Annotated in this window: 29 protein-coding genes, 1 tRNA gene and 2 rRNA genes; 6 read left to right on the forward strand and 26 right to left on the reverse strand. The window is 44.0% G+C overall.

The genetic code is table 11. The features are described from left to right. Positions 1–111: 111 nt before the first annotated feature. From FVA69_RS20245 to FVA69_RS20255, 3 genes are all read right to left on the reverse strand, one after another. A 23S ribosomal RNA gene (locus tag FVA69_RS20245) occupies positions 112–3,129 on the reverse strand. Between the two features lie 245 nt (positions 3,130–3,374). Next, positions 3,375–3,450, reverse strand: a tRNA-Glu gene (locus FVA69_RS20250). 138 nt (positions 3,451–3,588) lie between these two features. After that, a 16S ribosomal RNA gene (locus tag FVA69_RS20255) occupies positions 3,589–5,128 on the reverse strand. Together the 16S and 23S rRNA genes with 1 tRNA gene alongside form the textbook arrangement of a ribosomal RNA operon. 571 nt (positions 5,129–5,699) lie before the next feature. Between FVA69_RS20255 and FVA69_RS20260 the strand changes: the two genes are divergently transcribed. After that, the gene (locus FVA69_RS20260) at positions 5,700–6,245 is read left to right on the forward strand and encodes a gamma carbonic anhydrase family protein (protein WP_004907188.1); all 546 of its coding nucleotides are present in this window, start codon (positions 5,700–5,702) and stop codon (positions 6,243–6,245) included. Here FVA69_RS20260 and FVA69_RS20265 read toward each other — a convergent pair. From FVA69_RS20265 to dprA, 5 genes are read right to left on the reverse strand one after another with little or no spacing between them, the layout of a single operon-like run. After that, entirely contained in the window at positions 6,221–6,481 is a 261-nt protein-coding gene (locus tag FVA69_RS20265; RefSeq protein WP_004907184.1) for a DUF1488 domain-containing protein, read from the reverse strand. The two genes, FVA69_RS20260 and FVA69_RS20265, sit on opposite strands and share 25 nt — an antisense overlap. Beyond that, positions 6,478–7,296: a shikimate dehydrogenase gene (gene aroE / locus FVA69_RS20270; RefSeq protein ID WP_110731569.1), complete on the reverse strand. Its 819-nt coding sequence runs from the start codon at positions 7,294–7,296 to the stop codon at positions 6,478–6,480. The genes FVA69_RS20265 and aroE overlap by 4 nt, the downstream gene beginning before the upstream one ends. 5 nt (positions 7,297–7,301) lie before the next feature. Continuing rightward, positions 7,302–7,871, reverse strand: coding sequence for an L-threonylcarbamoyladenylate synthase type 1 TsaC (gene tsaC / locus FVA69_RS20275; RefSeq protein ID WP_004907178.1), 570 nt, complete (start codon positions 7,869–7,871; stop codon positions 7,302–7,304). A gap of 12 nt (positions 7,872–7,883) precedes the next feature. Beyond that, the gene (locus FVA69_RS20280) at positions 7,884–8,423 is read right to left on the reverse strand and encodes a DNA topoisomerase family protein (protein WP_004907176.1); all 540 of its coding nucleotides are present in this window, start codon (positions 8,421–8,423) and stop codon (positions 7,884–7,886) included. A gap of 24 nt (positions 8,424–8,447) precedes the next feature. Beyond that, positions 8,448–9,524: a DNA-processing protein DprA gene (dprA, locus tag FVA69_RS20285; protein ID WP_164529258.1), complete on the reverse strand. Its 1,077-nt coding sequence runs from the start codon at positions 9,522–9,524 to the stop codon at positions 8,448–8,450. A 133-nt stretch (positions 9,525–9,657) separates the two neighbouring features. Here dprA and def point away from each other — a divergent pair, with 133 nt between their 5' ends. The 5 genes from def to mscL all read left to right on the forward strand — a co-directional run bounded on the left by def (position 9,658) and on the right by mscL (position 14,437). Then, positions 9,658–10,179, forward strand: coding sequence for a peptide deformylase (gene def, locus FVA69_RS20290; RefSeq protein ID WP_164529259.1), 522 nt, complete (start codon positions 9,658–9,660; stop codon positions 10,177–10,179). 28 nt (positions 10,180–10,207) lie between these two features. Beyond that, positions 10,208–11,155, forward strand: a complete 948-nt coding sequence (fmt, locus tag FVA69_RS20295) for a methionyl-tRNA formyltransferase (protein WP_004907167.1) — start codon at positions 10,208–10,210, stop codon at positions 11,153–11,155. Positions 11,156–11,224: 69 nt separating this feature from the next. Beyond that, positions 11,225–12,508, forward strand: a complete 1,284-nt coding sequence (rsmB, locus tag FVA69_RS20300) for a 16S rRNA (cytosine(967)-C(5))-methyltransferase RsmB (protein ID WP_110731566.1) — start codon at positions 11,225–11,227, stop codon at positions 12,506–12,508. Between the two features lie 36 nt (positions 12,509–12,544). Beyond that, a complete protein-coding gene (gene trkA / locus FVA69_RS20305; protein WP_004265502.1) occupies positions 12,545–13,921 on the forward strand; it encodes a Trk system potassium transporter TrkA in 1,377 nt (458 codons plus the stop codon). A gap of 105 nt (positions 13,922–14,026) precedes the next feature. Next, a complete protein-coding gene (gene mscL, locus FVA69_RS20310) occupies positions 14,027–14,437 on the forward strand; it encodes a large-conductance mechanosensitive channel protein MscL (RefSeq protein WP_004907161.1) in 411 nt (136 codons plus the stop codon). On the opposite strand, the gene FVA69_RS20315 is transcribed toward mscL, so the two are convergent. The 18 genes from FVA69_RS20315 to rplX form a co-directional block, all read right to left on the reverse strand. Beyond that, the gene (locus FVA69_RS20315) at positions 14,438–14,638 is read right to left on the reverse strand and encodes an alternative ribosome-rescue factor A (protein ID WP_164529260.1); all 201 of its coding nucleotides are present in this window, start codon (positions 14,636–14,638) and stop codon (positions 14,438–14,440) included. A gap of 33 nt (positions 14,639–14,671) precedes the next feature. Beyond that, a complete protein-coding gene (gene zntR / locus FVA69_RS20320; protein ID WP_004907154.1) occupies positions 14,672–15,088 on the reverse strand; it encodes a Zn(2+)-responsive transcriptional regulator in 417 nt (138 codons plus the stop codon). 132 nt (positions 15,089–15,220) lie between these two features. Next, positions 15,221–15,607 carry a 50S ribosomal protein L17 gene (rplQ, locus tag FVA69_RS20325; protein ID WP_004907152.1) on the reverse strand — a complete coding sequence of 129 codons (387 nt, stop codon included), beginning with the start codon at positions 15,605–15,607 and terminating at the stop codon, positions 15,221–15,223. Positions 15,608–15,644: 37 nt separating this feature from the next. Further along, on the reverse strand, positions 15,645–16,634 hold the full coding sequence (locus FVA69_RS20330) for a DNA-directed RNA polymerase subunit alpha (protein WP_004907150.1): 990 nt from the start codon (positions 16,632–16,634) through the stop codon (positions 15,645–15,647). A gap of 25 nt (positions 16,635–16,659) precedes the next feature. After that, positions 16,660–17,280, reverse strand: a complete 621-nt coding sequence (gene rpsD, locus FVA69_RS20335) for a 30S ribosomal protein S4 (protein ID WP_004907147.1) — start codon at positions 17,278–17,280, stop codon at positions 16,660–16,662. 38 nt (positions 17,281–17,318) lie between these two features. Beyond that, positions 17,319–17,708 carry a 30S ribosomal protein S11 gene (gene rpsK, locus FVA69_RS20340; protein ID WP_002919257.1) on the reverse strand — a complete coding sequence of 130 codons (390 nt, stop codon included), beginning with the start codon at positions 17,706–17,708 and terminating at the stop codon, positions 17,319–17,321. A 16-nt stretch (positions 17,709–17,724) separates the two neighbouring features. Beyond that, complete coding sequence (rpsM, locus tag FVA69_RS20345; protein ID WP_004907144.1) at positions 17,725–18,081, reverse strand: 30S ribosomal protein S13; 357 nt, start codon at positions 18,079–18,081, stop codon at positions 17,725–17,727. Between the two features lie 145 nt (positions 18,082–18,226). Next, positions 18,227–18,343 carry a 50S ribosomal protein L36 gene (gene rpmJ, locus FVA69_RS20350; RefSeq protein ID WP_004265484.1) on the reverse strand — a complete coding sequence of 39 codons (117 nt, stop codon included), beginning with the start codon at positions 18,341–18,343 and terminating at the stop codon, positions 18,227–18,229. A 46-nt stretch (positions 18,344–18,389) separates the two neighbouring features. Next, positions 18,390–19,715 carry a preprotein translocase subunit SecY gene (secY, locus tag FVA69_RS20355; protein WP_004265481.1) on the reverse strand — a complete coding sequence of 442 codons (1,326 nt, stop codon included), beginning with the start codon at positions 19,713–19,715 and terminating at the stop codon, positions 18,390–18,392. 7 nt (positions 19,716–19,722) lie between these two features. After that, a complete protein-coding gene (gene rplO, locus FVA69_RS20360; protein WP_004265478.1) occupies positions 19,723–20,157 on the reverse strand; it encodes a 50S ribosomal protein L15 in 435 nt (144 codons plus the stop codon). 3 nt (positions 20,158–20,160) lie between these two features. After that, a complete protein-coding gene (rpmD, locus tag FVA69_RS20365) occupies positions 20,161–20,340 on the reverse strand; it encodes a 50S ribosomal protein L30 (RefSeq protein ID WP_004265475.1) in 180 nt (59 codons plus the stop codon). Between the two features lie 6 nt (positions 20,341–20,346). Then, positions 20,347–20,847 carry a 30S ribosomal protein S5 gene (gene rpsE, locus FVA69_RS20370; protein WP_004265471.1) on the reverse strand — a complete coding sequence of 167 codons (501 nt, stop codon included), beginning with the start codon at positions 20,845–20,847 and terminating at the stop codon, positions 20,347–20,349. Between the two features lie 14 nt (positions 20,848–20,861). After that, a complete protein-coding gene (gene rplR, locus FVA69_RS20375) occupies positions 20,862–21,215 on the reverse strand; it encodes a 50S ribosomal protein L18 (protein ID WP_004907138.1) in 354 nt (117 codons plus the stop codon). Between the two features lie 9 nt (positions 21,216–21,224). After that, positions 21,225–21,758: a 50S ribosomal protein L6 gene (gene rplF / locus FVA69_RS20380; protein WP_004265464.1), complete on the reverse strand. Its 534-nt coding sequence runs from the start codon at positions 21,756–21,758 to the stop codon at positions 21,225–21,227. A 14-nt stretch (positions 21,759–21,772) separates the two neighbouring features. After that, entirely contained in the window at positions 21,773–22,165 is a 393-nt protein-coding gene (gene rpsH / locus FVA69_RS20385; protein ID WP_004907134.1) for a 30S ribosomal protein S8, read from the reverse strand. A gap of 29 nt (positions 22,166–22,194) precedes the next feature. Further along, entirely contained in the window at positions 22,195–22,500 is a 306-nt protein-coding gene (gene rpsN / locus FVA69_RS20390; protein ID WP_004265458.1) for a 30S ribosomal protein S14, read from the reverse strand. Positions 22,501–22,512: 12 nt separating this feature from the next. Then, positions 22,513–23,052: a 50S ribosomal protein L5 gene (rplE, locus tag FVA69_RS20395; RefSeq protein ID WP_004265455.1), complete on the reverse strand. Its 540-nt coding sequence runs from the start codon at positions 23,050–23,052 to the stop codon at positions 22,513–22,515. A 15-nt stretch (positions 23,053–23,067) separates the two neighbouring features. Beyond that, the gene (gene rplX / locus FVA69_RS20400; protein WP_004265452.1) at positions 23,068–23,382 is read right to left on the reverse strand and encodes a 50S ribosomal protein L24; all 315 of its coding nucleotides are present in this window, start codon (positions 23,380–23,382) and stop codon (positions 23,068–23,070) included. Positions 23,383–23,392 lie beyond the last annotated feature (10 nt).

Here is a 23,392-nt window from a genome sequence, read left to right on the forward strand (position 1 = left end):
TCGTGCACTAAACCAGAACATTAATCTCGAACAAGCTGCTGTGTCCTTCACCTCTCGGCTTCTCACGCTTATTGAATCAACATAATCTCTCTAAAACACCTTCGGTGTTGTCAGGTTAAGCCTCACGGTTCATTAGTATTGGTTAGCTCAACGTATCGCTACGCTTACACACCCAACCTATCAACGTCTTAGTCTTAAACGTTCCTTTAGGACCCTTAAAGAGTCAGGGAAGACTCATCTCAAGGCAAGTTTCCCGCTTAGATGCTTTCAGCGGTTATCTCTTCCGCACTTAGCTACCGGGCAATGCCATTGGCATGACAACCCGAACACCAGTGGTGCGTCCACTCCGGTCCTCTCGTACTAGGAGCAGCCCCTTTCAATCTTCCAACGCCCACGGCAGATAGGGACCGAACTGTCTCACGACGTTCTAAACCCAGCTCGCGTACCACTTTAAACGGCGAACAGCCGTACCCTTGGGACCTACTTCAGCCCCAGGATGTGATGAGCCGACATCGAGGTGCCAAACACCGCCGTCGATATGAACTCTTGGGCGGTATCAGCCTGTTATCCCCGGAGTACCTTTTATCCGTTGAGCGATGGCCCTTCCATTCAGAACCACCGGATCACTAAGACCTACTTTCGTACCTGCTCGAGCCGTCACTCTCGCAGTCAAGCTGGCTTATGCCTTTGCACTAACCGCATGATGTCCGACCATGCTTAGCCAACCTTCGTGCTCCTCCGTTACTCTTTGGGAGGAGACCGCCCCAGTCAAACTACCCACCAGACACTGTCCGCACCCCGGATAACGGGGCTACGTTAGAACATCAAACATTAAAGGGTGGTATTTCAAGGTTGGCTCCATGCAGACTGGCGTCCACACTTCAAAGCCTCCCACCTATCCTACACATCAAGGCTCAATGTTCAGTGTCAAGCTATAGTAAAGGTTCACGGGGTCTTTCCGTCTTGCCGCGGGTACACTGCATCTTCACAGCGAGTTCAATTTCACTGAGTCTCGGGTGGAGACAGCCTGGCCATCATTACGCCATTCGTGCAGGTCGGAACTTACCCGACAAGGAATTTCGCTACCTTAGGACCGTTATAGTTACGGCCGCCGTTTACTGGGGCTTCGATCAAGAGCTTCTCCTTACGGATAACCCCATCAATTAACCTTCCAGCACCGGGCAGGCGTCACACCGTATACGTCCACTTTCGTGTTTGCACAGTGCTGTGTTTTTAATAAACAGTTGCAGCCAGCTGGTATCTGCGACTGGCTTCAGCTCCATCCGCGAGGGACTTCACCTAGCGCCAGCGTGCCTTCTCCCGAAGTTACGGCACCATTTTGCCTAGTTCCTTCACCCGAGTTCTCTCAAGCGCCTGAGTATTCTCTACCTGACCACCTGTGTCGGTTTGGGGTACGATTAATGATAATCTAGAGCTTAGAGGCTTTTCCTGGAAGCGGGGCATGAGCTACTTCATCACCGTAGTGACTCGTCGTCGGACCTCAGCATATAGTGAACCGGATTTGCCTAATTCACCTGCCTACATCCTTAAACCGGGACAACCGTCGCCCGGATAGCCTAGCCTTCTCCGTCCCCCCATCGCAATTATCACCAGTACGGGAATATTAACCCGTTTCCCATCGACTACGCATTTCTGCCTCGCCTTAGGGGTCGACTCACCCTGCCCCGATTAACGTTGGACAGGAACCCTTGGTCTTCCGGCGTGCGGGTTTTTCACCCGCATTATCGTTACTTATGTCAGCATTCGCACTTCTGATACCTCCAGCATACCTCGCAGTACACCTTCACAGGCTTACAGAACGCTCCCCTACCCAACAATATTTACATATCGCTGCCGCAGCTTCGGTGCATAGTTTAGCCCCGTTACATCTTCCGCGCAGGCCGACTCGACCAGTGAGCTATTACGCTTTCTTTAAATGATGGCTGCTTCTAAGCCAACATCCTGGCTGTCTGAGCCTTCCCACTTCGTTTCCCACTTAACTATGACTTTGGGACCTTAGCTGGCGGTCTGGGTTGTTTCCCTCTTCACGACGAACGTTAGCACCCGCCGTGTGTCTCCCGTGATAACATTCTTCGGTATTCGTAGTTTGCATCGAGTTGGTAAGTCGGGATGACCCCCTAGTCGAAACAGTGCTCTACCCCCGAAGATGAGTTCACGAGGCGCTACCTAAATAGCTTTCGGGGAGAACCAGCTATCTCCCGGTTTGATTGGCCTTTCACCCCCAGCCACAAGTCATCCGCTAATTTTTCAACATTAGTCGGTTCGGTCCTCCAGTTAGTGTTACCCAACCTTCAACCTGCCCATGGCTAGATCACCGGGTTTCGGGTCTATACCCTGCAACTCATTCGCCCAGTTAAGACTCGGTTTCCCTACGGCTCCCCTATACGGTTAACCTTGCTACAGAATATAAGTCGCTGACCCATTATACAAAAGGTACGCAGTCACCCCACCCCAAAGCACATTCACTGCTTGTTTTGTGTGTTGGGCGTCGCAAAAAACGCTCCGCCAACGCGTGTTGAATGTCACTTTAAAGTTGTCCTCAACACCAGAAAATGCTTTGGTGGTGGGGCTCCCACTGCTTGTACGTACACGGTTTCAGGTTCTATTTCACTCCCCTCGCCGGGGTTCTTTTCGCCTTTCCCTCACGGTACTGGTTCACTATCGGTCAATCAGGAGTATTTAGCCTTGGAGGATGGTCCCCCCATATTCAGACAGGATAACACGTGTCCCGCCCTACTCGTCGAGTTCACAACACTAACACCTTCGGATACGGGGCTATCACCCTTTACTGCCGGCCTTTCCAGACCGTTCTCCTGATGCTAATGCTGATTAAGACTCTGGGCTGCTCCCCGTTCGCTCGCCGCTACTAGGGGAATCTCGGTTGATTTCTTTTCCTCGGGGTACTGAGATGTTTCAGTTCCCCCGGTTCGCTTCGTTTGACTATGTATTCATCAAACGATAGTGCAACGAATTGCACTGGGTTTCCCCATTCGGAAATCGTCGGTTATCACGGTTCATATCACCTTACCGACGCTTATCGCAGATTAGCACGTCCTTCATCGCCTCTGATTGCCTAGGCATCCACCGTGTACGCTTAGTCGCTTAACCTCACAACCCGAAGGTGTCTTTTATGTCAGTCGATACAAAACCCGACGGCTTCGTGTCTGTTGACAACATCTTCAAGTTGAGATTTTTGAGAGACTCTCACATTGTTTAAGCGATAAACAATGTGCGTTGTTTTCAATTTTCAGCTTGTTCCAGATTGTTAAAGAGCATAATTGTTAAACCAACTATTTACATAATTGGCTTAATCATTATTGGGGACATCGTCTTTCACTCGACATCGGCGCAATTGGCGTCCCCTAGGGGATTCGAACCCCTGTTACCGCCGTGAAAGGGCGGTGTCCTAGGCCTCTAGACGAAGGGGACACGAAAATTCAATTGCAAAACACCGTTTTGCTATTTTCATGTAAGTCTTATCCTCTCGAATAAGTCTCCCACGTAAAGCCATTGCTCTACTTTCTATCAGACAATCTGTGTGAGCACTTCACAAAAACACTTCAATGGTAAGGAGGTGATCCAACCGCAGGTTCCCCTACGGTTACCTTGTTACGACTTCACCCCAGTCATGAATCACAAAGTGGTAAGCGCCCTCCCGAAGGTTAAGCTACCTACTTCTTTTGCAACCCACTCCCATGGTGTGACGGGCGGTGTGTACAAGGCCCGGGAACGTATTCACCGTAGCATTCTGATCTACGATTACTAGCGATTCCGACTTCATGGAGTCGAGTTGCAGACTCCAATCCGGACTACGACGCACTTTATGAGTTCCGCTTGCTCTCGCGAGGTCGCTTCTCTTTGTATACGCCATTGTAGCACGTGTGTAGCCCTACTCGTAAGGGCCATGATGACTTGACGTCATCCCCACCTTCCTCCGGTTTATCACCGGCAGTCTCCTTTGAGTTCCCGACCGAATCGCTGGCAACAAAGGATAAGGGTTGCGCTCGTTGCGGGACTTAACCCAACATTTCACAACACGAGCTGACGACAGCCATGCAGCACCTGTCTCAGAGTTCCCGAAGGCACCAAAGCATCTCTGCTAAGTTCTCTGGATGTCAAGAGTAGGTAAGGTTCTTCGCGTTGCATCGAATTAAACCACATGCTCCACCGCTTGTGCGGGCCCCCGTCAATTCATTTGAGTTTTAACCTTGCGGCCGTACTCCCCAGGCGGTCGATTTAACGCGTTAGCTCCGAAAGCCACTCCTCAAGGGAACAACCTTCAAATCGACATCGTTTACAGCGTGGACTACCAGGGTATCTAATCCTGTTTGCTCCCCACGCTTTCGCACCTGAGCGTCAGTCTTTGTCCAGGGGGCCGCCTTCGCCACCGGTATTCCTCCACATCTCTACGCATTTCACCGCTACACATGGAATTCTACCCCCCTCTACAAGACTCTAGCTGACCAGTCTTAGATGCCATTCCCAGGTTAAGCCCGGGGATTTCACATCTAACTTAATCAACCGCCTGCGTGCGCTTTACGCCCAGTAATTCCGATTAACGCTTGCACCCTCCGTATTACCGCGGCTGCTGGCACGGAGTTAGCCGGTGCTTCTTCTGTCGGTAACGTCAATCGTTGATGATATTAGCATCAACGCCTTCCTCCCGACTGAAAGTACTTTACAACCCTAGGGCCTTCTTCATACACGCGGCATGGCTGCATCAGGCTTGCGCCCATTGTGCAATATTCCCCACTGCTGCCTCCCGTAGGAGTCTGGGCCGTGTCTCAGTCCCAGTGTGGCTGATCATCCTCTCAGACCAGCTAGGGATCGTCGCCTAGGTGAGCCATTACCTCACCTACTAGCTAATCCCATATGGGTTCATCCGATAGCGCAAGGACCGAAGTTCCCCTGCTTTGCTCCTGAGAGATTATGCGGTATTAGCTACCGTTTCCAGTAGTTATCCCCCTCTATCGGGCAGATCCCCATACATTACTCACCCGTCCGCCGCTCGTCAGCGAGAAGCAAGCTTCCCCTGTTACCGCTCGACTTGCATGTGTTAGGCCTGCCGCCAGCGTTCAATCTGAGCCATGATCAAACTCTTCAATTAAAAAGCTTGATGCTCAAAGAATGTTTACTGTCGTTTGATTTCCGAAGAAACCAAATTACCTATTAGTTCATATATATGAATTAACGTGTTAGTCACTCTTCAAGACTTAAAATCAAATATTTTTTTGATAGTGTCCTGTGAGTGCCCACACAGATTGTCTGATAAATTGTTAAAGAGCGTTGCGACTAAATCTTTTGATTTTCGACTTCGAGGTCGTTGTCGCGAGGTGTCGTATATTACGTTTTTTATTTAGAAAGTCAAGAGTTTATTTTCAACTTTTTTCTTTCTCACCTCTGTTATCACTGGGTTACGAAGTTTTCTTCGAACCGGTTTGTCGTGACAACGGATGCGCATTATAGGGAGCCTTCAAAATTACACAACCTTTTTTTTAAAAAAAAACTCCGTTTGCAGATAAAATAGCCATCTTGTGCTTTTTCACTGCATAACGATTATAAAAGAAGCGACTTCATGCCTATAATTCTAACTTTAGCAGCCTACTTGGCTCATAAATTCATAATGAATTAGCGAGTTATTTAACTGCCATCCTTTATTTCTTTTTATGGTTATAACTATGAACACACTTTTACGCCCTTATTTAGGTATCTATCCTTCTATTAATGCACGCGTTTTCATTGACCCATCTTCTGTTGTAATTGGAGATGTTCGCATAGCTGATGATGTCAGTATTTGGCCTCTCAGTGTTTTGCGTGGTGATGTTAACTATATCTCTATTGGCGCACGCACCAATATCCAAGATGGCTCAGTACTACATGTCACGCATAAATCTGCCAGTAACCCTGAGGGAAACCCGTTAATTATCGGGGAAGATGTCACCATTGGCCATAAAGTCATGTTACATGGTTGCACTATAGGGAATAGAGTACTGGTTGGAATGGGCTCAATTGTCATTGATGGGGCTATAGTCGAAGATGACGTTATTATCGGAGCTAACAGTTTAGTGACTCAAGGAAAAAGGCTCGAGTCTGGTTACTTATATACAGGGAGCCCAGCAAAAGCCATCCGAAAATTGACTGATGCTGAGTTAGGTCATCTACGTTATTCAGCAAATAACTATGTTGAATGGAAAAATAACTATTTAGCCTCTGATAATACGTAAAGCCCATCTTCGCCATCGAGGCCTTGTTCAATCAAGGCTTCAAACTCTTCTTCGATATCCCATCGATACTGCTGAAATAACCTCAGAGGTGTTTCTTCTTGACCATAGCGTTGAAATAGCAATGACTGAGGGATTGCACATTCGGCAAGCATTCCGCTAATCAACACAGGAAAGCGTACTTGCTTGGATAGCTCATCCCACTCTTCTCTATCCGGAAATTGAATTTGCTGATTCACCCTTTCAATTCCTTATATAAAGCAGATAAAACAGGTGTAATTTCAGGAAGAACGCCATGCCATAGCTTAAAAGAAAATGCAGCTTGTCCTACAAGCATACCTAAGCCATCCGCTATCTTAGTCACTTGGTGTTGAGCCGCAAATTCAAGGAAAGGAGTTAATGACGATTGATAAAACATGTCATAACATGCAACTTGATGATTAAATACATTTGGATCAATTGCAGGAACTTCTCCATTCACACCAGATGAAGTCGCATTGATGATCAGATCAAAATCAGCAGATACGATCTGCGAGATCTCCTTCCCACATATTTTCCCTAGCGCTGAAAATTCGTTAATTAATAACACAGCCTTAGAAAAGGTTCTATTTGTTAAAGTGATATCACAGCCATATTCTAAAAGTGGCAATAATGCTCCACGTGTTGCACCACCAGCACCAACTATTAATATTCGGCTACTTGGATGTACAAAATTCAAACGCTGTAAATCTAACAAAAGCCCCATTCCATCTGTGTTGTCTCCCAGCAATCGATGATCATCAAGCTTCATGACCGTATTAACTGCACCACAAGTTTGAGCTCTCGCTGTTAATTCAGAAACAGCATGAAAGGCGCGCTCCTTAAATGGCAATGTAATGTTTGCGCCCTTTCCACCTTGTGAAAAAAACTCTATTAAGCTTTGTTCGAAACCCTCTACTGGTGCTAGGATTTTTTCATATTTCAGTGAAATACCTGTTTGCTCTGCAAACATTTTATGTATAACGGGTGATTTACTGTGTTGAATTGGATTGCCAAAAACCGCAAACATTTCCATCAATATTATCCTTTACGATATAGTTGCCCTGTTTTTGCGTCTCTTATTTCAGAAGGATTTTGGCGGCCACCCACTGTTCCATCAAGGACAGGAACACTTCCTTTAAACTGAGCAATTACTTCTTCTGTTGTTCTACAAGGCTCTAAACCACTTAAATTTGCACTTGTAGACACTAAAGGTTTGCCATAATGACGGCATAAGCTTTTTACTAATTCATGGTCTGTGACTCTCACTGCGATGGTGTCAAACCGGCCAGTCAACCATTTTGGCGTCGTTGTTTTTGCGGGGATAACCCATGTTACTGGCCCTGGCCATGTTGCAAACATCGCTTGTTTCTGATCTTCCGTTAACTGCTCATCATCTATATAGTCTTTTAATTGTTCATAGCTATCAGCAATAAGGATTAATCCTTTTTCCCAAGGGCGTTGCTTCAATTCTAATAACTTATGTACTGCCTTTTCACTATCTGGGTCACAGCCTAAACCAAATACGGCTTCTGTTGGGTAGGCAATAACCTCCTCGTGTTGTAATGAATTTATGATACTTTCAATTGCAGGTGTAGATATATTTGACATAGTTTTAACTCATTATTCTTCTTGTTGCTTACCGCAGCGTTTGCTGGCACAAAATAATCTTACTCCCTGTCCCCCCCTTTTTTCCATAAGTAATGGATATTCACAATACTTACATTTACCAGTAATAGGCTTATTATTTAATATAAACTGACAGTTAGGATAATTATCACAAGCATAAAAAGTCTTACCGAAACGCGATTTTCTCTGTAATAAATTCCCTGTTTGGCATTGCGGGCAAGAAATTTTAGTTTCATCCGGCTTATCAATTAGCTCAATATGTTCACATTCAGGATAATTACTACAACCAATAAACATGCCAAATCGGCCTTGCTTCAGCACTAAGTCATGGCTACATTTAGGACAATGTTGACCACTTAATACTTTAATAATATGACTTTCTACTGTAGGCCTTAGCGGCCTCATATAATGACATTGTGGATAACTTGAACAACCCAAAAAAGGCCCATGTGAACTATTGCGGATAACAAGCAAGGAATCGCATTCTGGACAATGTTCATTTTTCTCTGTATCGAAGGGCAGTTGTTTAGACATGTTTTTCTCTACTGTTGCTTTTAACTAAGTGACTCTGATATACCCACCAGCCCCCGAGCTAACTACTCCATTGATTTCCATCTCAGTTAATATGGTAATTATTTGAGTAACAGGAATTTGGGTCTGTTCTGCAATGACATCTACTGGTGTCGCTTGGTACCCCACCATACCTAAAATTTTATTTTCTACCACACTAAACTCAAGTGATACCTTTTCTATAGGCAATTCTGTTTGTATCCAATTTAACCCATCACCAATATGTTGCAATACATCTTCAGGTTCAGCTAATAGATAAGCTCCTTGCTGCAATAGCCAATGGTTACCATGGAATGCAGAATTACCCAATGGAGCAGGCAATGTAAATAAGTCACGGTTTTGCTCTAATGCATATCTAGCAGTTATTAATGATCCACTTTTCATTCCAGCTTCAATGACAACAACTGCTTTACTTAACCCACTAATAATACGGTTTCTCTTGGGAAATTGCTTAGGTAATGGTGGTACATCCGGCCAATATTCTGAAATCAACGCACCATAATTTTTAATCTTTTCAGCTAATTCAGCATGTTGACGCGGGTAAATATTTGCTAATCCGCTACCTAAAACCGCAATTGTTTCACCTCTATTATCTAGAGCTGCTTTATGGCTTATACCGTCGATACCTAATGCAAGCCCACTAGTGATGGTTATACCATGGTGAACAAAGCTCTTTACAAACAGGTTAGTCCATATTCTGCCATATTCACTTGCTCTACGACTGCCAACTATAGCAATTTGTGGCGCTACCAATAATTCACTTTTTCCCTCAACAAATAATAAAAGAGGAGGACTGTAGATTTGCTTTAATAAAAAAGGGTAATGGGAATCACAGTAAGTAATCATTTGATGATGTTTATCTGAAAGCCATGCTTGTACTTTTTCTAGCCGGTGCATAGAGACATTCATAAATTGTAATTGCTGTATTTCATTCAAACCATGATGGTGTAAAGCCTGATAGCTAATTTTATTTAGTTGTTTTAGCTCATTAATTATTCTTACTGCATTCAGGGGCAATAGCCTTTTAACTTGAGACATCCTTAACCAAATTTCTTGGGTATCCATTATTGTCATCCTGACTCATTAACAAATAGGTTCTTCAGTGAACAAATCATAACCAATACTGTCAATATGAAAGAGAAATGTCTAGAATAGTCATTAATTCCCATTCACATTTTGGAAACCGCTCGAAAAATTTATGTCAGTCTTAAACGTATTACATTATCCAGACGAACGCTTACGCACAATTGCTAAGCCAGTAGACAAAGTTGATGCTTCTATACAGCATATTGTTGATGATATGTTCGATACCATGTATGAAGAAGAAGGTATTGGCCTTGCAGCAACTCAAGTCGATATCCACCAGCGAATCATCGTCATTGATGTGTCCGAAACTCGTGATGAGCGCTTAGTTCTTATTAACCCTGAATTGTTAGATAAATCTGGGGAAACAGGTATCGAAGAAGGTTGCTTGTCTATTCCGGAACAACATGGCTTCGTCCCTCGTGCTGAGCAGGTAAAAGTTCGTGCACTAAATTATAACGGCGAGTCTTTTGAACTAGAGGCTGATGGTTTATTAGCTATCTGTATCCAACATGAAATGGACCACCTTGTTGGTAAGCTATTTGTTGACTATTTATCGCCTTTAAAACGTCAGCGCATCCGCCAGAAAGTTGAAAAACTAGACAGACTAAGAGCAAAAGAAGCCAAGAATAGCTAGTTCGCTAAATATAAATAGGGAAATTAACGTGTCAGAGCCATTGAAAATTATTTTTGCAGGTACACCAGATTTTGCGGCCAAACACTTAGCTGCTCTCTTAGGTACCAGGCACCAAATCGTAGGCGTTCTCACTCGCCATGATAAACCTGCGGGGAGAGGTAAAAAGTTAACACCAAGCCCTGTCAAGGTTCTCGCTGAAGAAAACCAACTCCCTGTTTTTCAACCAATATCTCTTAGAGATAGCGAAAACCAGCAGTGGATAAAAGACCAAAATGCGGACTTAATGATAGTTGTTGCTTATGGATTGATTTTACCGCAAGCCGTTCTTGATATTCCTCGCTTAGGTTGCTTGAATGTTCACGGCTCTTTGTTACCTCGCTGGAGAGGAGCAGCACCAATTCAACGTTCTATTTGGGCTGGTGATACTGAAACGGGTGTGACTATTATGCAAATGGACGCAGGTTTAGATACTGGAGACATGCTTTACAAAGCAATTTGTCCAATTAGCGCTAGTGATACGAGCGCCTCGTTATATGATAAATTAGCAATAACAGGCCCTGAAGCATTAATTCATACTGTTGAGATGTTATCCGCAGGTCAATGCGTTGGTGAGAAACAAGACGATTCATTAGCAAATTATGCTGAAAAATTATCGAAAGAGGAAGCTCGCATTAATTGGCAAGATGATGCTGTACATATTGAGCGTTGTATTCGTGCTTTCAATCCTTGGCCAATGAGTTATTTCATGGTTGAAGAGCAACTCATTAAAGTTTGGCAAGCTGAAGTATTCACCGACGAACATGACAAGCAACCAGGAACAATTATTAGCGCTGATAAAAAAGGTATATGTATCGCCACAGGAAATGGCATACTAAATATTACTCAGCTACAACCGCCTGGCAAAAAAGCAATGAGTGCACAAGATATCCTAAACTCTCGTCGCGAATGGTTTACTCCAGAGCAAATTCTAGCATAACGAACTTGTAAACCGCCTGATACCTTCAGGCAGTTTTATTTCAGTCACTAATATATTCATCTTCACCATATGAAAAACACATATAATTTGCGTAGTATCGCGGCAACGGCAATTAATCAAGTCCTTGATAACGGACAATCACTAAGCACTGTATTGCCTGACTTACAACGCAATATCAATGATAAAGATAAAGCTTTATTACAAGAAATTTGCTTTGGCGTTTTACGTTATTTACCTAAGCTTGAATGGTTTATTAGTCAGCTAATGGAAAAACCATTAACTGGTAAACAAAGAACCCTGCATTACTTAATTATGGTAGGTATCTATCAGCTACTTTATACTCGCATTCCGCCTCATGCTGCATTAGCAGAAACAGTAAATGGAGCAGTAGCACTGAAAAAACCCCAATTAAAAGGGCTTATTAATGGCGTGTTGCGTTCATTTCAACGCCAACAAGTACAATTAGAAGAAAGAATTACTAACAACACTAGCCAATATTTACATCCAAGCTGGTTATTAAAACGCCTACAAACAGCCTATCCAGATGATTGGCAATCTATTATTGAAGCAAATAACCAACGCCCACCTATGTGGTTAAGAGTAAATTCTCAGCATCACACAGCTACACAATATCTTAATTTATTAGAGCAATCTGAGATAACCGCACATTTGCACTCTTCACATCCAAATGCTATCCGCTTAGATGAACCTACAGCTGTTTCTCGTCTTCCGGGCTTTGAAGATGGTTGGTCAACAGTACAAGATGTTTCAGCTCAAGGCTGTGCTGAATTACTAGAACCTCAAAATGGGGAAAATATTTTAGATTTATGTGCAGCACCAGGTGGAAAAACAACCCATATTTTAGAGTTAGCCCCTAAGGCTAATGTTATTGCTGTAGACATAGATGAATCACGCCTTAAAAGAGTGAAAGAAAATTTAATTCGTCTAAAGCAACATGCTGTTGTTATACAAGGAGACGGAACACAGCCTGAAACATGGGCTCAAGGTCAGCAATTTGATCGTATTTTGCTTGATGCTCCTTGTTCCGCAACAGGCGTTATTCGACGTCATCCTGATATTAAATGGCTACGTCGTGATTCAGACATAAATGAATTAGCGCAACTACAATCTCAAATTCTCGAAGCTATCTGGCCTTATTTAAAACCAGGCGGCACACTGGTCTATGCGACTTGTTCAATTATGCCCGAAGAAAACGGAAAACAAATACACAATTTCCTATCTAAACATAATGATGCCTGTCTAAATGACGGAACTGATGCTGGATTACAAATATTACCCAGTACTAATGGCGGTGATGGTTTCTTTTATGCACGCTTAGTCAAAAAAGTGTAGGAAATGGTAGCCAGCTCTCTGATATAGGAATATGTAATGAAGATCATTATTCTAGGTGCTGGGCAAGTTGGCGGCACGCTTGCTGAAAATTTAGTTGATGAGAACAATGATATTACCGTCGTCGATACCGATGCTGATCGCTTACGTCAATTACAGGATCAATTCGATCTGCGAGTGGTAAATGGCCATGGTTCTCATCCCCGGGTACTTCGAGATGCAGGTGCAGAAGATGCAGATATGTTAGTAGCAGTGACCAATTCCGATGAAACTAACATGATTGCTTGCCAGATTGCCTATAGCCTATTTAATACCCCAAATAAAATAGCGCGTATCAGGGCAACTGAATATATCCGTGAAGCCGACAAATTGTTCCTGCCTGAACAAATCCCGATTGACTACTTAATATCGCCAGAACAATTAGTTATCGATTATATCTATAAATTAATTCAATACCCTGGTGCTCTTCAAGTTGTAAACTTTGCAGAAGGCAAAGTCAGTATTGTTGCTGTAAAAGCCTATTACGGCGGTTCCCTCGTGGGTAATGCATTATCGAGTTTACGCGAACATATGCCACATATTGATACTCGCGTTGTCGCTATTTTCCGCCAAGATAGGCCTATCCGGCCTCAAGGCTCAACAATCATTGAAGCGGGAGACGAAGTTTTTTTTGTTGCTTCTACACAACATATCCGAGCTGTAATGAGTGAGCTGCAAAGGTTAGAAAAGCCATACAAACGTTTGATGATAGTTGGTGGTGGCAACGTTGGAGCTGGTCTAGCAAGACGACTAGAAAAAGATTACAGCGTGAAACTTATTGAACGCAACCAGAAGCGTGCAACAGAACTTGCTGAGCTACTGCATGATACAATTGTGTTTTATGGAGATGCATCTGACCAAGAGTTACTCACTGAAGAGCACATTGAGCAAATGGATGTTTTTATTGCCCTAACAAATGATGATGAAGCTAATATTATGTCTGCTATGTTAGCTAAAAAAATGGGGGCTAAAAAAGCAATGGTACTTATACAACGCTCTGCATACGTTGAACTTGTTCAAGGTGGGGTCATTGACATTGCAATTTCACCTCAACAAGCAACTATTTCAGCTTTACTAAGCCATGTCAGAAAAGCAGATATCGTCAATGTATCATCTTTAAGAAGAGGTGTTGCGGAAGCTATTGAGGCAATTGCACACGGTGATGAAAATACGTCAAAAGTTGTTGGTAAAAAAATATCTGAAATTAAACTTCCTCCAGGAACTATTATTGGTGCGATTGTCCGAGAAGAAGAAGTCATTATAGCTAGTGATTACCATATTATTGAACAAGGTGACCATGTCATTATGTTTATTACAGATAAAAAGTATGTACCTGAAGTTGAAAAATTATTTCAACCGAGTCCATTCTTCTTATAAAAATAAAAATAGTAAATATTTGCAGCTTAATAATTCTAGCGACTATAATTTGTTAACCTAATACATGTTTTGTTTCAATTGAGTTATTTATTAAGGGGTCGTCTAATGAGCTTTTTAAAAGATTTCCGCGAATTTGCCATGAAAGGTAATGTAGTGGATATGGCAGTCGGTATTATTATTGGTGCCGCATTTGGTAAAATTGTATCTTCATTAGTTGCTGATGTCATCATGCCTCCGCTAGGGTTACTAATCGGTGGTGTTGATTTCAAATCATTTAGCATCGTACTGAAAGAAGCACAAGGTGATTTACCCGCAGTTGTACTAAATTATGGAATGTTTATACAAACTGTTTTTGACTTTGTTATTGTTGCCTTTGCTATCTTTATGGCAATTAAAGTTATGAATAAAGTTCGCCGCGAAAAAGAAGCCGCACCAGCAGAGCCTGCACCACCGTCTAAAGAAGAAGTTCTATTATCAGAAATTCGTGATCTTTTGAAAGAACAAAATAAAAAATAACTAAAAGGCCAGTGGTAATACGTCAATAAACCTATTACCACTGGCCTCCCAGTTAACTGAATTCTTATTTTTTCCTTTTCTTGTGTAACTACCTTTCCCTTTTTTATTTTTTTCAACTCTTTGACGAAATAGTGGATCATGGAGTAATGCTTCAATCGCATTATCTTTAATCTCACCACGTTTATGTTGATATTTACTCATGATATACCTTCATATAGTTAGCTGATTATATAATTAATAAACTTTAGATGCGCCTTTTTCTAATATTTCCATAATAGAGCAATACGTTGTCGCATGTTCTTCACCACAACATGCTGAACTTAACATCTTCAACGAATCGCGCATAATAATAAGCTCTTGTATCTTTTTTTCAACTTCAAGTAATCTAAGATCTACAATCTGTTTAGATTCCTGACAAGTATGATGTTCAGGATCAACTCGTATTGAAAGTAACTCAGTAATAGCTTCTAAAGTAAAGCCTAACTGTTTTGCATAACGAATAAAACGCAAACGCTGCAAGTCATGCTCAGTAAATAACCTATACCCACCTTCAGTTCTTTCTTTGTGTTCCATCAAACCTTGTTTTTCATAAAAACGAATTGTATCAGGCGTCACATCTGCAAGCCTAGCAATTTCACCTATCTTATACATGCTCATAACACTTACCTGTAAATATGGGTTAATCACAAAAAATTCAAGGGAACAAACCTATTAGGAAGACAAGAATAGCAGGTACAAAAAAACCGGGCAAATATACCCGGTTTTCTTGAAAGCGACGACAGATTACTCTGCAGCTGCTTCTTGAGACTCAACAGCACGGTCAACAAGCTCGATGTAAGCCATCGGAGCGTTATCACCTGTACGGTAGCCACACTTAAGAATACGAGTGTAACCACCTGCACGAGCTGCGAAACGAGGTCCCAGTTCATTAAATAATTTTGCAACGATCTCGTTATCACGAGTACGTGCGAATGCCAGACGACGATTAGCTACGCTGTCGGTCTTGGCAAGAGTAATCAGCGGCTCAACGACGCGACGCAGTTCTTTCGCTTTAGGCAGAGTCGTCTTGATGATTTCATGACGAACTAAAGAACCTGCCATGTTACGGAACATAGCTTGGCGGTGGCTGCTGTTGCGGTTCAATTGACGACCACTCTTACGATGGCGCATGACCTTATCCTTCTCAGTAAAACCTTAACCTGTGATCTTAATCATCAGCAATACTTGCTGGTGGCCAATTTTCTAAGCGCATGCCCAGAGAAAGACCACGAGATGCCAAGACGTCCTTAATTTCAGTAAGAGATTTCTTACCAAGATTCGGAGTTTTAAGCAACTCAACTTCTGTACGCTGTACCAGATCACCGATGTAGTGGATAGCTTCTGCTTTGAGGCAGTTAGCAGAGCGGACAGTCAATTCCAGATCGTCAACTGGGCGCAATAAGATAGGATCGAATTCTGGTTTCTCTTCTTTAACTTCAGGCTGACGTACATCACGTAAGTCAACAAAAGCTTCAAGTTGTTCAGCCAGAATGGTTGCCGCACGGCGAATCGCCTCTTCAGGATCGATTGTACCGTTAGTTTCCATTTCAATAACTAACTTATCCAAGTCTGTACGTTGCTCAACACGAGCTGCTTCAACATTGTAGGCTATACGCTCTACTGGGCTGTAGCAAGCATCGACTAACAAACGACCGATTGGGCGCTCATCTTCTTCCGAATGAACTCGGGCAGAAGCCGGCACATAACCACGACCACGCTGTACTTTAATTCGCATATTAATAGATGCGCTTTCGTCAGTCAGGTGGCAGATGACGTGCTGTGGCTTGACGATTTCGACATCACCATCATGGATGATGTCGGCTGCAGTCACAGGGCCAATGCCAGATTTATTCAAGGTTAAAATAACTTCATCTTTCCCCTGAACTTTTACCGCCAGCCCTTTCAGGTTGAGGAGAATCTCCAGGATATCTTCCTGTACACCTTCTTTGGTGCTGTACTCATGCAGTACACCATCAATTTCAACCTCTGTCACCGCACAACCCGGCATAGACGAAAGCAGAATACGGCGCAGTGCGTTACCAAGAGTATGGCCAAAGCCACGCTCTAAAGGCTCAAGGGTCACCTTAGCGTGCGTCGAACTCACTTGCTCGATATCTACCAGGCGCGGTTTTAGAAACTCTGTCACAGAACCCTGCATTGTGTCCTCTCTTTGGTGCTAAGCTTTACTTGGAGTAAAGCTCGACGATCAGGTGTTCGTTAATGTCCGCAGACAAGTCAGTACGTTCAGGAATACGTTTGAACACACCTTCCATTTTAGCAGCATCAACTTCCAGCCAAGTTGGCTTCTCACGCTGTTCAGCCAGCTCTAAAGCAGCCTTAATACGAGACTGTTTTTTAGCTTTCTCACGAACGCTGATAACGTCATTCGGGGAAACCTGATAAGAAGCGATATTAACTACGCGACCATTTACCATGATAGCTTTGTGGCTAACCATTTGACGTGCTTCTGCGCGAGTTGCGCCAAAGCCCATACGGTAAACGACGTTATCAAGACGACCTTCAAGCAAAGTCAGCAGGTTTTCACCTGTGTTGCCTTTCAGACGTGTTGCTTCTTTGTAATAGTTACGGAATTGACGTTCCAGAACACCGAACATACGACGAACTTTTTGTTTTTCACGTAACTGGACACCATAGTCAGACAGACGCGGTTTACGCGCACCGTGCTGGCCTGGAGCCTGTTCTAATTTACACTTGGTGTCAATCGCGCGAACACCAGACTTCAGAAAGAGGTCTGTTCCTTCGCGACGGCTCAGCTTGAGCTTAGGACCCAAATATCTAGCCATTTTCTTTCTCCAACAGTCCTAAAAAAAACGAAACGTATTTAAACGCGACGTTTTTTCGGTGGGCGACAACCGTTATGAGGGATAGGAGTCACATCAGTAATATTAGTGATGCGGAAACCAGCGGCGTTCAGAGCACGAATTGTTGATTCGCGACCCGGACCCGGTCCCTTAACCATAACTTCCAGGTTTTTGATTCCGTATTCTTTCACAGCTTCTGCGCAACGCTCTGCTGCAACCTGAGCTGCGAACGGAGTAGATTTGCGAGAACCACGGAAACCGGAACCACCGGCAGTTGCCCAACCTAATGCGTTACCTTGACGGTCAGTAATAGTAACGATTGTGTTGTTGAAAGAAGCATGGATATGAGCCACACCGTCTGAGACTTGTTTTCTTACACGCTTACGTGCACGAATTGGTGCTTTTGCCATTATTCAATACCCCGACTTATTTCTTGATCGGCTTACGCGGACCCTTACGGGTACGAGCGTTAGTCTTAGTACGCTGTCCGCGCACAGGAAGACCACGACGATGACGTAAACCACGGTAACATCCAAGGTCCATCAGACGCTTGATGCTCAGGGTAATTTCACGACGTAAGTCACCTTCTACAACGTATTTAGCAACTTCGTCACGCAGCTTGTCGATTTGTTCTTCAGACAGCTCACTGATCTTAACATTTTCAGCAATACCTGTTGCTTCACAGATAGCCTGTGAGCGGGTCTTACCGATACCGAAAATCGATGTTAAAGCGATTACAGTATGTTTATGATCAGGAATGTTAATGCCTGCTATACGGGCCACTATGCACTCCTAAGTTAAAATATACATTACTGTGCTGAAAAGCCCGTTTTCAGGATACTCAAACAATAATGTATCTTAGATAAAAAAGATTGGCTGGCTAATTTAGCCAGCTCAACCCAACTTTGCAAGAAAAAAATGCTTTTTCTTAACCTTGACGTTGTTTATGTCTTGGTTCAACACTACAAATTACACGAACGCTACCATTGCGACGGATAATTTTGCAGTTACGGCATAATTTCTTGACGGAAGCACGAACTTTCATTTTTACTCTCCGTAACTTCTAAGCAAACCATAATCACACTAAGTGATTACTTACCTTTCAGGTTTGCTTTCTTCAATGCAGACTCATACTGACTTGACATCATTAGAGTTTGCACTTGAGCCATAAAGTCCATGATAACGACAACCACGATTAAGAGGGAAGTACCACCAAAGTAAAAAGGTACTTTCATTGCGTCACGCATGAACTCCGGGATTAGGCAGATGAAGGTAATATATAATGCACCAACTAATGTTAAGCGAGTCATTACCTTATCAATGTACTTGGCCGTTTGCTCTCCCGGACGAATTCCTGGTACAAATGCACCGGACTTCTTCAGGTTATCTGCTGTTTCTCTTGGGTTGAAAACCAACGCCGTATAGAAGAAACAGAAGAAGATGATCGCAGATGCATAAAGTAACACATATAACGGTTGACCAGGCTGCAAATACATAGAAATTGTAGTCAGCCAGTCCCAGCCAGTTCCATCACCAAACCAAGAAGCTATTGTACCCGGGAATAGTATGATACTGGAAGCAAAAATTGCAGGAATTACACCCGCCATATTCACTTTTAACGGTAAATGCGTACTTTGTGCTGCATAAACACGGCGCCCTTGCTGACGTTTAGCGTAATTAACGACAATACGACGTTGACCACGTTCCATAAACACAACAAAGAAAGTAACCGCGAATACTAACACCGCAACCAACAGCAACAGGAGGAAGTGCAGATCGCCTTGCCGAGCTTGCTCGATGGTATGGCCAATAGCCGGCGGTAACCCCGCAACAATACCAGCGAAGATAATGATAGAAATACCGTTACCGATACCTCTTTCAGTTATCTGCTCACCTAACCACATTAGGAACATAGTCCCTGTGACTAAGCTAACAACTGCCGTAAAGTAGAACGGGAGGCCTGGATCAATGACTAACCCTTGCATCCCTGGCATATTCGGTAGACCCATTGCAATACCAATAGATTGGAATATTGCTAATACCAGAGTACCCCAGCGAGTATATTGGCTTATCTTCCGACGACCTGCTTCTCCTTCCTTCTTGATCTCTGCTAATCGTGGGTTAACCACTGATAATAATTGGATAATGATCGATGCCGAAATATACGGCATGATACCCAAAGCAAAGATAGAAGCACGGCTAAGAGCACCACCAGAGAACATGTTAAACATTTCAATGATGGTGCCTTGTTGCTGTTCGAGCAATTTGGCAAGCACAGTGGCATCAATACCAGGGATTGGAATAAAAGAACCAATTCGGAAAACAATTAGCGCACCAATTACAAACAAAAGTCTGCGTTTAAGTTCGCCAGCTCCACCCTTGGCACTTTGAAAATCTAATCCTGGTTGTTTAGCCATCTGTCACTTATTCCTCAATTTTACCGCCGGCAGCTTCGATTGCAGCGCGAGCACCTTTAGTAACACGAAGGCCACGTACAGTAACTGCACGGTTCACTTCGCCAGACAGAATAACCTTAGCATATTCAATCTGGATGCCAACAACGTTCGCGGCTTTCAGTGCGTTCAGATCAATAACATCGCCTTCAACAGCAGCAAAATCAGACAGACGAATCTCTGCAGTGATCATTGCTTTACGTGAAGTGAAGCCGAATTTCGGCAAACGACGGTATAAAGGCATCTGGCCACCTTCGAAACCACGACGTACGCCACCGCCAGAACGAGATTTCTGACCTTTGTGACCACGGCCGCCGGTTTTACCCAGACCAGAACCGATACCACGACCTACGCGTTTAGGCGCGTGCTTGGCACCTTCAGCCGGAGACAGAGTATTTAAACGCATCTCTTACTCCTCAACTTTAACCATGTAGGAAACCAAGTTGACCATACCACGTACAGCAGGAGTATCCTCGCGCTCTACTGTATGACCAATGCGACGCAGACCTAAACCGACCAGTGTTGCCTTATGCTTAGGCAGACGACCGATTGAACTGCGAACTTGTGTAATTTTAATAGTCTTAGCCATAGCCGATTACCCCAGAATTTCTTCGACGGATTTTCCACGCTTAGCTGCGACCATTTCTGGAGACTTCATGCTGTCTAAAGCATCCAGTGTTGCACGAACCACGTTGATTGGGTTTGTGGAACCATAGGTTTTAGCCAGTACGTTGCGAACTCCAGCTACTTCTAAAACAGCACGCATTGCACCGCCGGCAATGATACCGGTACCTTCGTGAGCAGGTTGCATAAACACACGAGAACCAGTGTGTGTACCTTTCACAGGGTGGAACAATGTGCCGTTGTTTAGAGCAACGGTTTTCATACTGCGACGGGCTTTTTCCATCGCTTTCTGGATTGCTGCCGGAACTTCGCGCGCTTTGCCGTAGCCAAAACCAACGCGACCGTTACCATCACCAACTACAGTCAGTGCGGTAAAGCTGAAAATACGGCCACCTTTAACGGTTTTTGCTACGCGGTTTACCGCGATCAGCTTTTCCTGCAGTTCGCCAGCTTGTTTCTCGATGTGAGCCATCTTACACCTCTACCTTAGAACTGAAGGCCAGCTTCACGGGCAGCATCTGCCAGTGCCTGGACTCTACCATGATATTGGAAACCAGAACGGTCAAAAGCAACAACAGTGATGCCTTTTTCCAGTGCGCGTTCAGCAACTAATTTACCAACAATTGCTGCTGCGTCTTTGTTTCCAGTAAACTTAACTTGTTCATTGATAGCTTTTTCTGTAGTAGAAGCTGCAACCAATGTTTCAGAACCGTTTGGTGCGATAACCTGCGCATAAATATGGCGTGGAGTACGATGTACCACCAGGCGAGTCGCACCCAATTCTTGGATCTTACGGCGTGCGCGGGTCGCACGACGGATACGAGCTGCTTTCTTATCCATAGTGTTACCTTACTTCTTCTTAGCCTCTTTGGTACGCACGATTTCATCGGCGTAACGAACACCTTTACCTTTGTAAGGTTCAGGACGACGGTAAGCACGCAGTTCTGCTGCAACTTGACCAATCACTTGCTTATCCGCACCTTTCAGTACGATTTCAGTTTGTGTTGGGCATTCAGCAGTAATGCCTGCTGGCAGTGCGTGTTCAACCGGATGCGAGAAACCTAAAGACAAGCTTACAGCATTGCCTTTGATTGCTGCACGGTAACCAACACCGACCAGTTGAAGCTTTTTAGTGAAGCCTTCGGTAACACCAACAACCATTGCATTACACAGTGAACGAGTAGTACCCGCTTGTGCCCATGCATCATCAAAACCTTCGCGTGGTGCGAAAGTCAGTTGATTGTCTTCGCTTTTAACTTCAACTGCATTATGGATAGTACGAGTAAGCTCGCCGTTTTTACCCTTAATCGAAATAACCTGACCGTTGAGTTTTACCTCTACGCCGGCAGGAATGACGACGGGTGCTTTTGCCACACGAGACATTCTTTCCTCCCGAATTAAGCTACGTAGCAGAGAATCTCGCCACCAAGACCAGCTTGGCGAGCTGCACGATCAGTCATGACACCTTTAGAGGTAGAAACAACAGCGATACCTAAACCAGCCATAACTTGTGGCAGCTCATCTTTTTTCTTATAGATGCGCAGACTTGGGCGGCTTACACGCTGAATGCTTTCTACAACAGCCTTACCTTGGAAATAACGTAAAGTCAGTTCCAGTTCTGGCTTGATGTCGCCTTCAATTTTAAAATCTTCAATATAACCTTCTTCCTTCAGCACTTTGGCAATTGCCACTTTCAGCTTGGAGGAAGGCATGGTGACCGCAACTTTGTTCGCGGCCTGACCGTTACGGATACGGGTCAGCATATCCGCGATGGGATCTTGCATGCTCATCTGTCTTTACTCCCGTGATTCAAATGGAATTACCAACTTGCCTTTTTAAGGCCCGGGATTTCACCGCGCATAGCGGCTTCACGGACTTTAATACGGCTCAGACCAAACTTCCGCAGGAAACCGTGCGGACGCCCTGTTTGACGGCAGCGATTACGCTGACGAGAAGGACTTGAATCACGTGGCAGTGTTTGCAGCTTGAGAACAGCGTCCCAGCGATCTTCATCAGATGCTTTAACATCAGAGATGATAGCTTTCAGTTCTACGCGTTTTGCGAAGAATTTCTCAGCTAATTTAGCACGTTTAACATCACGCGCTTTCATAGATTTCTTAGCCATGAGTACCCTGCCTTACTTGCGGAACGGGAAGTTGAACGCTGCTAACAGTGCGCGACCTTCGTCATCTGATTTCGCAGTAGTGGTGATAGTAATATCTAAACCACGTACGCGATCCACTTTATCGTAATCGATTTCAGGGAAGATGATTTGTTCACGAACACCCATGCTGTAGTTACCGCGACCATCGAAAGACTTAGCGGACAAGCCACGGAAGTCACGAATACGTGGTACAGCAATAGAAATCAGACGCTCAAGGAACTCCCACATGCGTTCGCCACGCAGGGTTACTTTACAGCCGATTGGATAGCCCTGACGGATTTTGAAGCCTGCAACAGATTTGCGTGCTTTGGTGATCAAAGGTTTTTGACCTGAGATCGCTGTTAAATCAGCTGCTGCGTTATCCAGCAGTTTTTTATCAGCAATCGCTTCACCAACACCCATATTCAGGGTGATCTTCTCGACCCGAGGGACTTGCATGACAGAAGTGTAGCTAAACTCAGTCATGAGTTTATTAACTACTTCGTCTTTATAGTAATCATGCAGTTTCGCCATCGTATACTCCAAAAATTACTTGATAGTTTCACTGTTAGATTTGAAGAAACGGACTTTTTTGCCGTCTTCGAATCTAAAGCCTACACGGTCAGCCTTACCAGTTGCCGCGTTAAAGATTGCAACGTTAGAAACTTGAATAGCCGCTTCTTTTTCAACGATGCCACCTGGTTGGTTCAGAGCCGGTACAGGCTTCTGATGTTTTTTAACCAGATTGATACCTTCAACGATAACTTTACTAGAAGAAATAACCTGCTTTACTTTACCGCGCTTACCTTTGTCTTTCCCAGTTAGCACGATAACTTCGTCATCACGACGGATTTTCGCTGCCATAGTTTCGCTC

Source organism: Providencia sp. PROV004 (genome assembly GCF_011045615.1).
Taxonomy (GTDB): Bacteria; Pseudomonadota; Gammaproteobacteria; order Enterobacterales; family Enterobacteriaceae; genus Providencia; species Providencia rettgeri.